At 65.1% G+C, this 12,988-nt stretch carries 11 protein-coding genes; 7 read left to right on the forward strand and 4 right to left on the reverse strand.

All coding sequences use genetic code 11. The features are described from left to right. Nucleotides 1–37 precede the first annotated feature (37 nt). Genes pgi through VIL42_09015 form a run of 4 tightly spaced genes read left to right on the forward strand, consistent with a single transcriptional unit; the run spans nt 38 to nt 5,644 of the window. Nucleotides 38–1,513 carry a glucose-6-phosphate isomerase gene (gene pgi, locus VIL42_09000; protein ID HEY8592982.1) on the forward strand — a complete coding sequence of 492 codons (1,476 nt, stop codon included), beginning with the start codon at nt 38–40 and terminating at the stop codon, nt 1,511–1,513. Beyond that, complete coding sequence (gene gorA, locus VIL42_09005; protein ID HEY8592983.1) at nt 1,513–2,850, forward strand: glutathione-disulfide reductase; 1,338 nt, start codon at nt 1,513–1,515, stop codon at nt 2,848–2,850. The genes pgi and gorA overlap by 1 nt, the downstream gene beginning before the upstream one ends. 14 nt (nt 2,851–2,864) lie before the next feature. After that, a complete protein-coding gene (locus tag VIL42_09010; GenBank protein ID HEY8592984.1) occupies nt 2,865–4,448 on the forward strand; it encodes an NAD(P)/FAD-dependent oxidoreductase in 1,584 nt (527 codons plus the stop codon). Beyond that, nucleotides 4,445–5,644 carry a CaiB/BaiF CoA-transferase family protein gene (locus tag VIL42_09015; GenBank protein HEY8592985.1) on the forward strand — a complete coding sequence of 400 codons (1,200 nt, stop codon included), beginning with the start codon at nt 4,445–4,447 and terminating at the stop codon, nt 5,642–5,644. Before VIL42_09010 ends, VIL42_09015 begins: the two co-directional genes overlap by 4 nt. A 12-nt stretch (nt 5,645–5,656) precedes the next feature. Here VIL42_09015 and VIL42_09020 read toward each other — a convergent pair whose 3' ends face one another. The 4 genes from VIL42_09020 to VIL42_09035 all read right to left on the reverse strand — a co-directional run bounded on the left by VIL42_09020 (nt 5,657) and on the right by VIL42_09035 (nt 10,417). Continuing rightward, nucleotides 5,657–6,337, reverse strand: coding sequence for a hypothetical protein (locus tag VIL42_09020; protein HEY8592986.1), 681 nt, complete (start codon nt 6,335–6,337; stop codon nt 5,657–5,659). Nucleotides 6,338–6,478: 141 nt separating this feature from the next. Further along, nucleotides 6,479–8,380: a hypothetical protein gene (locus VIL42_09025; protein ID HEY8592987.1), complete on the reverse strand. Its 1,902-nt coding sequence runs from the start codon at nt 8,378–8,380 to the stop codon at nt 6,479–6,481. A gap of 79 nt (nt 8,381–8,459) precedes the next feature. Further along, nucleotides 8,460–9,212 carry a hypothetical protein gene (locus VIL42_09030; protein ID HEY8592988.1) on the reverse strand — a complete coding sequence of 251 codons (753 nt, stop codon included), beginning with the start codon at nt 9,210–9,212 and terminating at the stop codon, nt 8,460–8,462. Next, complete coding sequence (locus tag VIL42_09035; protein HEY8592989.1) at nt 9,209–10,417, reverse strand: toxic anion resistance protein; 1,209 nt, start codon at nt 10,415–10,417, stop codon at nt 9,209–9,211. The genes VIL42_09030 and VIL42_09035 overlap by 4 nt, the downstream gene beginning before the upstream one ends. 220 nt (nt 10,418–10,637) lie before the next feature. On the opposite strand from VIL42_09035, the gene VIL42_09040 reads away from it, so the two are divergent. The 3 genes from VIL42_09040 to VIL42_09050 are packed head-to-tail and all read left to right on the forward strand — an operon-like array spanning nt 10,638 to nt 12,987. Next, nucleotides 10,638–12,005 (forward strand): Tad domain-containing protein, encoded by a 1,368-nt coding sequence (locus VIL42_09040; protein HEY8592990.1) that lies wholly within the window; start codon nt 10,638–10,640, stop codon nt 12,003–12,005. Further along, entirely contained in the window at nt 12,002–12,535 is a 534-nt protein-coding gene (locus tag VIL42_09045) for a TadE/TadG family type IV pilus assembly protein (protein ID HEY8592991.1), read from the forward strand. The genes VIL42_09040 and VIL42_09045 overlap by 4 nt, the downstream gene beginning before the upstream one ends. After that, nucleotides 12,532–12,987 (forward strand): TadE/TadG family type IV pilus assembly protein, encoded by a 456-nt coding sequence (locus VIL42_09050; protein ID HEY8592992.1) that lies wholly within the window; start codon nt 12,532–12,534, stop codon nt 12,985–12,987. The genes VIL42_09045 and VIL42_09050 overlap by 4 nt, the downstream gene beginning before the upstream one ends. Nucleotide 12,988 lies beyond the last annotated feature (1 nt).

Below are 12,988 nucleotides of genomic sequence, written 5' to 3' on the forward strand. Positions count from 1 at the left end.
GGGTGGCATTTGCGACCCGCTCCACTATGTCGCCGCCATGCCTCAGGAACAGCAGCGGACGCTCGAGCAGCTCTTCAGCCAGGAGCCGGACCGGCTCAGCCGCCTCAGCTTCGATGTCGGCGGAATTCATTTCGACTGGGCCAAGACTCACCTGGACGGCGAGCTGATCGCCGAGTTCACGGGCCGCGCCGAGCGGATGGGCTTCGACGCCGCGCGCGAGGCGCTGTTTGCCGGCGAGATCGTCAACCCGAGCGAAGGGCGGCCCGCCACCCATGTCGCGGAACGCGGCAGCGGCGCGCCGGAGGACGTGGATCTCGCGACAGCACGACGGCAGCGGATGCGCGCGCTTGTCGACGCAATTGAAGGCGGCGCGTTCGGGCAGCTGACGGGCATCCTCCACATCGGCATCGGCGGTTCGGTGCTCGGCCCGGCATTGCTCGTCGACGCGCTTGGCAGGCGGCGGTCGACCCTCAATGTTCGCTTCCTGTCGAACATCGATGGCGCCGCGTTCGACGAGGCGGTGGAGCCGCTCGACCCGGCAACGACGCTCGTGGTCGTTGCATCGAAGACTTTTTCGACCCTCGAGAGCCTCACGAACCTGGAAGCCGCGCGGCAATGGCTGCGCGACGCAGGCGTGGCCGATCCTGACGGGCAGATAATCGCCTTGACCGCCAAGCCCGAGGCAGCGCTCGATCAGGGCGTCGACGAGAGCCGCATCCTCCAGTTCGGCGAGGGCGTCGGCGGCCGCTATTCCCTGTGGAGCTCGGTCGGACTGAGCGCGGCCCTTGCGCTCGGCTGGGACGCGTTCGAGGAGCTGCTGGAAGGCGCTGCCGAAATGGACCGCCACTTCCGCTTCGCCGAACCAGCGGAGAATGTCCCGCTGATCGCGGCTTTCGCCGACCGGCTCTACGTCGAGCGCTTCGGCTGTCAGACGCGTGCGGTCTTCGCCTATGACGAGCGGCTGCGGCTCTTGCCCTTCTATCTCCAGCAGCTGGAGATGGAATCGAACGGCAAGTCCGTGACGACGGACGGCAAGATACCCGAGTTTCCGACAGCGCCCGTCACCTGGGGCGGGACCGGCACCGACGCGCAGCATGCCGTTTTCCAGTTGCTCCATCAGGGCACGATCGTCGCGCCCGTAGAGTTCGTGGCAGTGACCGAAGACGACGACGCGCAGGACCCGGAGCATCACCGCATGTTGCTGCTCAACGCCTTTGCGCAGGGCGCGGCGCTGATGGCCGGGCGCAAGAGCGACGATCCGCAGCGCAGCTATGCAGGCAATCGCCCGAGCGCGACGATCCTCCTCGAGCGGCTGGACGCGCGGGCGCTCGGTGCGCTGATCTCTTTCTACGAGCACCGGACTTTCGCCAACGCCGTGCTGCTCGGCATCAACCCGTTCGACCAGTTCGGGGTCGAGCTTGGCAAGGACATCGCGCGGCAGCTTGCGGAGGGTGCGGACGGAGCGTCGCTCGACCCCTCCACGCGCGCGCTCATGGAAAGGGCTGGCGTCTGATGGCCGACTTCGACCTGTTCGTAATTGGTGCCGGTTCCGGCGGCGTGCGCGCCTCGCGCATCGCGTCGGGCTATGGCGCGCGCGTCGCCATTGCCGAGGAATATAAAGTCGGCGGCACCTGCGTCATCCGCGGCTGCGTGCCGAAGAAGCTGCTCGTCTACGGCGCCCACTTCGCCGAGGATCTGAACGACGCGGCGATGTTCGGCTGGGACGTTCCGGAGAAACGATTCGACTGGCCGGTGCTGCGCGACAATGTGCTCGCCGAAGTCTGCCGGCTCGAAGAGGCCTATACCGGCACGCTGACCAATCACGACGTGACGATCTTCCACGAGCGGGCGGTGGTTACCGGCCCGAACTCGGTGCGGCTCGCGAGCGGGAAGGAAGTCACGGCGGACAAGATCCTGATCGCGACCGGGGCGCGTCCGGTGATGCCGGACCTCGAGGGCGTCGAGCATGCGATCAGCTCGAACGACGTGTTTCACCTCGAAGAGCTTCCGAAGCGGATCGTGATCGTCGGCGGCGGCTATATCGCCAACGAATTCGCCGGCGTGTTCAACGAGTTCGGCAGCCATGTCACCCTGGTCAACCGGACTGACGTTCTGCTGCGCCACTACGACCAGCAGATCGTCGACCGGCTGATGCAGATCAGCGTCCGCAAGGGCATCGACTTCAAGTTCAACGCGATGATCAACCGCATCGAGCACCGCGACGGCGGCCTCCATGTTTCAATGACCGGTTGCGACGACCTTCAGGCCGACCAGGTGCTGTTCGCGACGGGCCGCCGGCCCAACGTCGAAGGCTTGGGTCTAGGGGATGTCGGCGTGGAAATCGCCGACCGCGGCAAGATCAAGGTCGATGAGCACAACCGCACCTCCGTGCCTTCGATCTTCGCGATCGGCGACGTCACGGACCGCGTGCAGCTGACGCCGATCGCGATCCGCGAAGGCCATGCGTTCGCCGACAATTTCTTCGGCAACAAGCCGACCCGCGTGGATTACGGCTGCATTCCCTCCGCAGTGTTCAGCCATCCGCCGCTGGCCGGGGTCGGGCTTACCGAAGGGGCGGCGCGCAACAAGCTGGGCGCGGTGAAGACCTATACGTCCGACTTCCGGGCGATGAAGAATGTGCTCGCCGGCCGCAACGAGCGGTCGCTCTACAAGATCGTTGTCGACGAGGGCACCGATGAGGTCGTCGGGATCCACATGATCGGTCCCGACGCGCCGGAGATCCTCCAGGCGGCGGCGATCGCCGTGAAGGCAAAGCTCAAGAAGAAGGACTTCGACGACACGGTTGCGCTGCACCCGACCATGGCCGAAGAGCTAGTGCTGATGCGCTAAGCCGGAGGGGTTGTTTGAGCGACGCGATTGTCATTGGCGCAGGCCATAACGGCCTGACCTGCGCTTATTATCTTGCGAAGAAGGGGATGAAGGTCACGGTGCTGGAGGCGGCCGGCACCGTCGGCGGCGCGGCGGTCACCGACGAGTTCCTGCCCGGCTTCCGCAACAGCGCGGCCAGCTACACGGTCAGCTTGCTGCAGCCGAAGGTCATCCGGGACATGCAGCTGGAGCGGCACGGGTTGAAAGTCGTGCTGCGCAAGACCGACAATTTCCTGCCGGGCGATGGCGATTATCTGCTCGCCGGACGCAACGGGCTGACGCGCAAGGAGATTGCGCGCCACCACAAGCCCGACGCCGAGGCCTATGACCGCTATGTCGGGGAACTCGAAACCGTCGTGCGGCTGCTCAAGAAATGGCTGCTTCGCGCGCCGCCGAATGTCGGGCGGCGGGCAAGCGCGATCCCGAAGCTGCTGAGCCTCGGGCGCGACATGGCCGGCCTGTCCGTCGAAGAAACCCGGATCGTCCATGACTTCGCCGTGCGGAGCGCGTCGGACATCCTCGATCGCCATTTCCGAAGCGATCTCACCAAGGCTTTGTTCGGCTTCGACGGCGTCGTCGGCAATTTCGCCTCGCCGGAAACGCCTGGCACCGCTTACGTGCTGCTCCACCACCTGTTCGGCGAGGCTGCAGGGGTTCCCGGCGCCTGGGGGCATGCGATCGGCGGCATGGGGTCGATCACGCAAGCCATGGCGCGGGCGTGCCGCGAAGCGGGAGTCGATATCGTGCTCGGCACGCCGGCCGAGGAGATCATCGTCGACGGCGGGCGCGCGGTCGGTGTCGTTGCCGGCGGGAAGGCGTGGCGGGCGAGCAGCGTCGTTGCGGGGATCAATCCCAAGCTGCTGTTCGACCGGCTCGTACCTGACGGGGCAGTCGACGCGGATGTCGCCGCACGAATGAACGGCTGGAAGTGCGAGAGCGCCACTTTTCGCATGAATGTCGCTTTGTCCGAGCTGCCGAAGTTCACGGTGCTGCCGAAGAAGGGCAATCACTTGACTGCGGGCATCATCATGGCGCCGAGCCTCGGCTACATGCATCGCGCCTATCTCGACGCGGCGGTGAACGGCTGGGCAAAGCAGCCGATCATAGAAATGCTGATCCCTTCGACGCTGGACTCGACGCTTGCGCCCAAGGGGCAGCATGTCGCCAGCTTGTTCTGCCAGCATTTCCGCTACGACCTCGGGCCGAAGCGCAGTTGGGACAAGGAACGCGAGAAGGCTGCCGATCAGATCATCGCCACAGTCGACGCCCACGCGCCCGGCTTCGCCAAGTCGGTAATCGGGCGGCAGATCCATTCGCCGCTAGACCTCGAGCGCCGGTTCGGGCTGATCGGCGGCGACATCTTCCACGGCAAGATGGGGCTCGACCAATTGTTCAGCGCGCGGCCGATGATCGGCGCCGCGGACTACCGCATGCCGTTGAAGGGCCTGTACCTGTGCGGATCGGGCGCTCACCCGGGCGGCGGGGTTACAGGCGCGCCGGGCCATAATGCTGCGCAGGCGATCCTGTCCGACCGCCGCTTCTGGAAGAGGCGGCATTGAGGCCGCTCGAAGGCATCAAGGTCCTCGACCTCAGCCGCGTGCTTGCGGGCCCGTGGTGCACGCAACTGCTTGCCGACCTGGGCGCGGAGGTCACCAAGATCGAGCGGCCTGGCGTGGGCGACGACACACGGCACTGGGGTCCGCCGTGGCACGGCGAAGGCGACGAGCGCGTCGCCGCATATTTCCTGAGCTGCAACCGCGGAAAGAAGTCCGCCGCCATCGATTTCGCCCGCCCTGAGGGCGCGGCGCTGGTGCGGCAGCTCGCCGCCGAAGCGGACGTTGTCGTCGAGAATTTCAAGGTCGGCGGGCTCGAGAAGTTCGGGCTCGACGCCAAGTCGCTGCGCGCCGCCAACCCGCGGCTCATCTATGCGTCGATCACGGGCTTTGGGCAGGACGGCCCGTACGCCGAGCGTGCCGGCTACGATTACATCATCCAGGGCATGGGCGGGCTGATGAGCATCACCGGCCTGCCTGACGGCGAACCTGGTGGCGGTCCGATGCGTGTCGGCGTTGCCGTCGTCGACCTGTTCACCGGGCTTTACACGACCGTGTCGATCCTTGCGGCACTCTACGCGCACGAGAAGAGCGGGCAGGGCGCGCATATCGACATGGCGCTGTTCGACACGCAGCTGGCGATGCTCGCCAACCAGGCGTCCAATGCGCTGATTTCGGGCAAGGACCCGGTGCGGCAGGGCGTGACGCATCCCAATATCGTCCCGTACCAGCCGTTCGAAGCAGCCGACCAGCCGATCATCATCGCCATCGGCAACGACCGCCAGTTCGCGCGGCTGGCGGGAATTTGCGGCCATGCGGAATGGACGGAGGACGAGCGGTTCGCGTCGAACGGCGCACGCGTCGCCAACCGGGAGGCGATGGTTGCCCTCGTCGCGGAGGTCATCCGCAGCAAGCCGGCCGCCGACTGGCTCGAACAGCTCGAAGCCGCCGGCATCCCCGCCGGTCCAATCAATCGCATCAGCCAAGCCCTGAGCGACGTGCAGGCGCAGCACCGCCAGATGGTGCGGACGATGGCGGGAATCCCGATGGTTGGCTCGCCCGTGCGGATCGACGGTGAGCGGGCGGACAGCGACCTTCCGCCGCCCGCGCTGGGGGAACATACGGGCGAAGTGATTGCGCGCCTGGGGCTTAGCGCGGCCGAAGTTGAGCAGCTGAGGTCCGCAGGCGTGGTCGGCGGCTAGCGCCGCCGCTGCTTACTTCTTCGCGGGAGCGCTCGCGCTTTCGATCAGGAGATCGAGCTGCTTCTGGCAGCCGTTCTCGATCAGCACCTTGGCCGCGCCCATCAGGTCGGATGGCGGCGTAGCGACGAGGACGACATCCAGGCTGCTCGTCTCGCCCGTGCCCTGCCATTCGACCTGGTAGCTGGCGCCGGCCTTGACCGGCAGCGCCGCCGGCCATGCAGCGAGTGCCTTGCCGGCGGCCCAGCTGAGCTTTTGCGACGTGCCGTCGGCGGCGCGAATCGTCACCGTCGCGTCGGCCTCGCTGTCCGGACGCCAGAGGTTGAGCTTTGCGGGATTGCTGACGCAGACTTTGCCGCCGCTGACATCCACGTCCCAGATGCTGGGGTTGTGCGCGACTTCGGCCGCCCGGAGCGCCCCGAAGCGGCCGCGCTTGCCGGAAGCGGTCGCAAGGCTGACCTGGCCGGCATCGAAATTGCCCGGGCCGCGCAGCGTCTGTGCAGCGCTCGGGCCGAGGAGGGTGACGACGTCCCCGCCGCGGAGAGTAATCTTGGCGCTCGGCGGCAGGGTCTTCCCGGGCGGGTAAGCCTTGGCCGAGGGTCCGAGCGACTTCACGACGACGACATTCGCCAGCGCTGCCGTCGAACCGAGCGCCAGCGCAAGCGCCGCGCCGCACAGCATCGTCTTCCTACCCATGGCCTACTCCTTGCCGCGATCGCAGCGGCAGGGTCGAGGCGGGGCCGGTGAGCGGCGGCGAGTCGAACCTGGGGCTGCGCGAGGGAAATTATTCTTTAGTTTGAATGCGGTCAATCAAGCGGGAGCAAACCACCGCGCGGTTCAGGCCGTCTTCGGCCGGCGCTTGGCCGCGGTGCCGGCGAGCGTGTCCTCGATGGCGCCGATCCGCCGCTGCGTGTCGGCGATCAGGTCGGCGAGTTCAGCCTCCTTGGCCTCGCGCTTGATGACGGTGCGGATCGCGCGGGCGATGCTTTCGCACACCTCGCCGAGCGCCTTCTGCTCCTCCCGGCTCGGGATCGATCCGTCGGGCCGCGGGCCGACGAGCAGGACGCCGATCGGCTCTTCCCGGTCGGAACTCGGAACGAGCGGCAAGCGGATCGGGAAGGTGCGATCGGCAGGCTCGCAGATGTCGCTCTTATAATCGACCGCAGGAGCGCTCTGCCGCCACGCTTCGACCTCCTCGACGGTGAGCCCATGCGCGGTGGCGATCTTGCCGTTGACGATCGCCGCGCCACGGATGGACCGCACGCCGTTGCCGATCCGCTCGAGAATCTCGTGCAGCATCTCATCGAGCGATGCGGTCTCGCGCATGTCGCGGACCGTCTCGGGCAGATCGTTGCGAAGCAGGAAGAGGTTCTTCTGGAAGCGCTTTTCCGACCAGGATTGGACGCGTTCCTGGATCGGATTGACCATGATCGTCGCGAGTGCCGCGGCGAAGATGATCGGGCCTTCGCTGTTCGTATTGCCGGAGTAATTATAGACGATCTGCTTCAGCGCGTCGCCGGCAGCCGCGAAGATGGCGGCGACGCCCAGGGTCACGACGGCGAAATTGACAGACCGGCCAATGACGACTTCCGCATCGTACAAACGGTAGCGAAGCAGCGCGACGAGCAGTCCGACCTGAAGGAACAGGGCTGCAAGGGCGAAGCTGATGCCTGCGGCAACCTCGACAAGAAGCTGGTGGCCGAGGGTGTCCATCGTCCACTTGAAGTAATCGAGACCGATCGAGAGGCAGCGCAGCAGCGCATAGGCGCTGATCCCGAACAGGGCCCAGCGGATCTGCTGTCGCTGGTCGCTCGACGCCGTGTTCTGAAGGCGGCGGATCATCATCAGGACGCCGAGGATCATGAAGGCGACGAAGACCGCCTGATACAGCTGTCCCTGAAGGAACATCATGAACGGCAGGCAAGCCATCAGGATGACCACGCGCCACGACAAATTGCCGTGCGGGAACAGCAGGATGCCGGCGAGCAGCAGGATATTGCCGAGGTCGAACAGCGCGACGTTGAGCCCCCTCGGCGCGCCGATGTTGGCGAGGAAGGCGGACGAGGGCTGTTCAGCGCCGATGCTGAGCAGGACCGCAAGCGACAGGATCGAGCTGACCACGTCGCGGGCATTGCGGCGGTGAAGCAGCCAGGCGGCAAGCAGCAGGAACGGATAGAAGAGCAGCTGCAGCGTATCGATGAAGCTCAGCAGCTTTGGCGAGATGCCGCGTTCCCTCGCGCCATTGTCGATATGCTGCTCACCGGTGGTGACCGTGACGTCGCGGATTTTCCCGTCCGGGCCGCGAATTGTCAGCGGGACTTCGGAGACGTCCGTCCCGAACAGCACATTGCCCATTGCGATATAGGCAGGGTCGTCGGCATGCTCGGCGAGTGCCTGTTCGTCGACCGGCATCGTGCGGGGAAGGGGCAAGCCGTAAACGGCAATGATCCGGTCGCCGGAGACGATCCCTGACCTTTCCGCTTCCGGACCGACGGGGAAGCGGACCAAGGTCGCGTCACGGGGCGATACTGCAAATCCCGCGCGGCTTCCCAACAGCAGCTGCGAGTTGTTGTCCGGCGCCGTGTAGCGCATGCGGAAACCCGCAACCGGGCCGACGATCGCGAGAATGAATGCGAGCACCCAGACAAAGGTGAAAAGCCGGTAGGTGAAGGTATTGAAGTGCGGGGTGACGGGCGGCAGCCGGAAGCGAGGCCCGGGCTGATGCTCTTTATTCGGCAAGGCAAGCTGTATCCCCATCAGCTGCGGCCCCCGGTCACCTGCTGGTCATCATGAGCGGCGCGGCTCCGTCGCGCAATCGCTAAGTGTTTGGCGATTCTGAGCTCTCGACCCCTTGCTCACCGTAACGGGAGGCGATGAAGCGGCCCTGCGTTTCGAAGGCGGCGAGGTCCTGCCGGGCCAGCTGCTCGGACACTTCGTTGAGCGCGGTACGCGCCGCGGCAAGGCTTTCGACCAGCCGCTCGTCGACGGTCTTGCCTTCACCGTCCTGCTCGTTGCGGTACGACGAAGGCACGTTGCGGTAGCGGTCGACGAGGCCAGGGAGGTGGATCGACATCAACCGGCGCGCGTCCTGGGCGCGCGGATCGAGCGTGTCGACGCGCTCAAGCGTTTGGCGCAGCGGCGGGAGCGCGGCACTGATCGCATCAATCTGCGCCTGCGCCGGGGCCGGCAGAGCAGGGCGAACGCGGTAGATGTAACTGTCGAAGCGCTCGACCATTTGGCCGTTCGGCAAGTCCGGCGACGGCGCCGGCGCGCTTATCGTGCGGCGCCCTCCACGGGTCAGTATCAGGCCGCCGACGACGACGCTCACAAGCACGGCGGCAAGGAAGCCGAACATGCCGATCGGCTGGACGAAGCCGATGATCATCGCGGCAAGCCAGATGATCCCGATTGCCGACAAGGCGCCGACGATGCTTTTGCCGAAGCCGGTATTTAGCCGCTGCCGTTCACGGCGCGCGGCCTGCTGCACCGCACCGCCGCGCTGATCGAGCTGCTGCGTGACTCGATCGAAGCGCGCGATCGCCCGCTCAACCTTGTCCGTGACGTCCGTCACTTGAGCTCGATCGGCGTCAGCGGCGAGCTAGCCGAACTTCCGAGCTTGGCCTGGTTCACGCCTTCGGCGCGGGCGATATAGCCCTTGGACTTTTCGACTTCCTTGCCGAGCGTATCGACCGTCTGCTTCATGTTGCCGAGCGCCTGAAGCTTGAACTGGTCGATCTGATCCATCGTGTCGTAGATGTTCTGGAACGCCCGCTGGAGCGTCTCCAGCGGGATGGTCGAGCTTGCCGCCTGCTGGTGGATGGCACCGGTTTGGGTGCGGAGCATTTCGCCCGTGGAATCGATCATGCCCGCCGTCGTCGTATTGAGCGCGCCGATCTGTTCGAGAACGAGCTTCTGATTGCTCATTGCCTGGGCGACGGTGACGGCGGTGCGCAGCGCGGCGACCGTGGTCGTCGAGGCGCGGTCCACGCCCTTCACCAGCTCGACATTGTTCTTCTTGACGAGGTCGAGCGCGAGATAGCCCTGAACGGTCACCGCCATCTGGGTCAGCAGGTCGGTCGTGCGCTGGCGGGTGTAAAAGAGGGCGGTTTCGCGGATCGCCTTGGCCTTGGCGGGATCGGTTGCGTCGAGCTCGTTCGCCTTGTCTTCGAGCCGCTGGTCGAGCGTCTTCGAGATGTGGATCATCTGCTCGAGCTTGTGCATCGTCTTCCACAGGTTCGCGCGCTCGGTGTCGATCGCAGCATTGTCCATCAGCAGCTCGTCCTTGCCGTTCGCAAGGCTGCCGAGGATCTTCTGGATGTGGGTCTGCGAGCTGCGGTACTTGTCGAAATAGCGGTCGATGCGGTTGCCGAACGGGATGATGCCGAGCAGCTTTTTCGTCTTCGTCGCTTCCTTGGGATCGAGCGCCTCGACGGTGCGACGCAGCTCGGTCAGGTCCGCGCCGATGCCGGTGTCCTTGTCGATTGCCTTTACCGGCCGGTCGAGGAAGCGGTTCGATGCGCCGGCGGCCTCGGCAATTTCCTTTCGGCCCATCGAGGTCAGCTGGTCGACCTTCTTGCCGAACTCCGGGCTGTTGGCATCGAGCGCCGCAAGCTCGTCGACAAATCCCGCGACCTTTTTGTCGAGCTCGGACGTCTCTTCGGTCTTGAGCGGGACCAGGCCCGCCGCTTCGGCAACCGGCACCGGCTGCAGCGCCTCAGGCGGGTCCAGTTTCAGCTTTGTCGCAGTGGTCGTTTCCGTTGCCGGTCCGGTGGCCATGGTTCGATATCCTTCCTTCGCACCTTCTTGCGGCGGTCGAACCAGCGGGTCAACGCCGCAAGACATGCAGCTGTATTGTAAGGGTAATACACAATAAAACAAGCGAAGGGTGGCTATTCCGAGATCGTAAACGCCCATTAACCAAGCCGCTGAACGCTTCGCTTACCCTGTCCGCCGTAGAGCCAGCCTGATGCGCAATCCGGCTGAGGTGTAGACAGCGATGTTCAGGTTCCTGAAGAAGCTCGCGCGCGACCGGCGCGGCAACGCCATCGTCATTGTCGCGGGGGTCTTCCCTTTGTTCGTCGGCGCTGCCGGCCTTGCGACCGACACCATTCAGTGGACCCTGTGGAAGCGCCAGTTGCAGCGGGCAGCGGATTCGGCGGCTATTTCGGGCGTCTACACCAGCCTCAAGACGGATACAGACACCGCAGTAACCGCGGCGGTCACGCATGACCTCACGCTCAACCTCCACACCTGGATGGCGCTCAACGCAACGCCGACGGTCACCCGGCTGGGGACTAGCGGCCAGATGCGCAACCGCGTGTCCGTCGAGCTGCAGGTGAAGCAGTCGCTTCCGTTCAGTTCGATGTTCATGACCGCGGCGCCGACGATCATCGCGCGGGCGACCGCGGCCAGCGTGCCGTCGGGCGGCGAATATTGCGTTATCGGCACGGACCGAAGCGCCGCCGTGACCGGTATCGAAATCTCCGGCAGCACCTATCTCGATCTCGGGACCTGCTCCCTGATTGCGAATTCCGCGAATCCGACTGGTGCTGCGTCGAACGGCACCAGCAGTACGAACGGCGGCTCCGGTTCGACGGTCAAGGCAGCCTCGCTCGATGCGGCGGGTGGCGTCAATTATTCGAGCCAGTGGCAGGTCAGCAGCTACAACCCGTACAGCTCGCCGATCGACGACCCGTTTTCCGGCTTCCAGTCGAACATTCCGTCCAGCAGCAGCGGCTGCAACAAGACGGGCACGATCAACAAGGTGGGCAGCACCAAGGATTACAACCGCTCGACCGACACCGCGACGGACACTGTCTGCCTGAGCGGCGACCAGACCATTCAGGGCGACGTGGTCCTCGGGCCGGCGACCTACGTAATCGACGCAGGCAACCTGACCATGAACACGAACGGGGCGAGCCTGACCTGCGACGGCTGCACCATCATCCTTACGAACTTCAGCAATCCGGCGAATACCGGCACCGTCAGCCTGACGGGCGGCTCGATCAGCCTGAAGCCGCCGCGGCCGGTCTATGGATCCGACGGAACGACCGTCACCAGCACCATCGGCAATCAGACCTGGAAGGGCATCGTCCTCTATCAGGATCCGCGCGCCAGCGATAACGGGGGAACCGGCCAGAACAAGATCAACGGCAACTCGGACCTTTCCGTGCAGGGCGCCGTCTATTTCGGCAACCAGTCGCTTCAATATGTCGGTGGCGGAAGCACGACCGCGGCTTGCCTCCAGGTGGTTGCGAAACGGGTCAACTTTGGCGGCAACTCCAAGATTAAAGCCGGCAGCCAGTGCAGCGGCTTCGGCATGAGCGGCCTGGGTGGCACGCGCCGCGTGAGGCTGGTCGCATGATCGGATTCTCGAATCTGACGAGGAAGCTCCGGTGGCTTCGCGACGATCAGCGCGGCGCGGCGTTGATCGAACTCGCCATCGTCGCGCCGGTGCTCGTTCTTGCCGTCATGGGTATCATCGACGTCAGCAACGGCTTCAGCCGCAAGCTTGCGCTGGAGCAGGGGGCGCAGCGCGCGATCGAAAAGATCATGCAGACAACGCAGGACGAGACCGTCGACAATACGGTGAAGAAGGAAGCTGTCTGCCAGGTCAACGGCACGAACACCGACGGGACCTGCAAGACCGGACTGATCACCTCCAGCGACGTGACCGTCACCTACCGGCTGGAATGCACGAGTTCGAGCGGGGCCATGACGGTCTACACCGGCGTGGCGGCTGCCACCGACTGTCCGTCCGGCCACACGCAGGCGCAATATGTGTCGGTCAACGTTCAGGGCAAATATTCGCCGATGTTCCCGTTCAAGCTTGCGAGCCTGAACGCCGACGGAACCTATCACGTCTCGGCGACCGCGGGGATGCGGACCCAATGATGTTGCGCCGTAAATTGCACGGTGACGTTCGCGGCGCCGCCACTATCGAGATGGCGTTTGCGCTGCCGACTCTGATCGCGTTGATCTGGGCGTTCGTGCAGCTGGCGCAGATCTACCGCGCCACGGCCGGCATCCAGCAGGCGCTGGGCGAAGGCGCCCGCTACGCGACGCTTTGCTTGAATGCGACGACCACGGGCTGCACGATCCCTAGCCCCGGGACCGGCACCAATCCTGCCGCGAACACCATCAAGCGCGTGATCTACGATTCCGTCTACGGTATCGGCCCCGGAACCTTTACCGTGCCCGATCCAAGCCTGGTGACCGACACCACCGGCGGCGGCAAATATTACGATTTGACCGTGACCTACAGCCAGCCGACGAACCTGCTGATGTTTGCTGGGCCGACGATCACCGTCAGCCGCTCCAAGCGGGTGTGGGTCGCGACGACCTGAG

This window comes from Sphingomicrobium sp. (genome assembly GCA_036563485.1).
GTDB lineage: Bacteria > Pseudomonadota > Alphaproteobacteria > Sphingomonadales > Sphingomonadaceae > Sphingomicrobium.

What these genes read in the sequence shown, in the direction of transcription:
- VIL42_09035 (HEY8592989.1), bottom strand. Translation starts at nt 10,417, where the DNA reads ATGGCCACCGGACCGGCAACGGAAACGACCACTGCGACAAAGCTGAAA.
- VIL42_09020 (HEY8592986.1), bottom strand. Translation starts at nt 6,337, where the DNA reads ATGGGTAGGAAGACGATGCTGTGCGGCGCGGCGCTTGCGCTGGCGCTC.
- VIL42_09050 (HEY8592992.1), top strand. Translation starts at nt 12,532, where the DNA reads ATGATGTTGCGCCGTAAATTGCACGGTGACGTTCGCGGCGCCGCCACT.
- VIL42_09040 (HEY8592990.1), top strand. Translation starts at nt 10,638, where the DNA reads ATGTTCAGGTTCCTGAAGAAGCTCGCGCGCGACCGGCGCGGCAACGCC.
- VIL42_09045 (HEY8592991.1), top strand. Translation starts at nt 12,002, where the DNA reads ATGATCGGATTCTCGAATCTGACGAGGAAGCTCCGGTGGCTTCGCGAC.
- gorA (HEY8592983.1), top strand. Translation starts at nt 1,513, where the DNA reads ATGGCCGACTTCGACCTGTTCGTAATTGGTGCCGGTTCCGGCGGCGTG.
- pgi (HEY8592982.1), top strand. Translation starts at nt 38, where the DNA reads ATGCCTCAGGAACAGCAGCGGACGCTCGAGCAGCTCTTCAGCCAGGAG.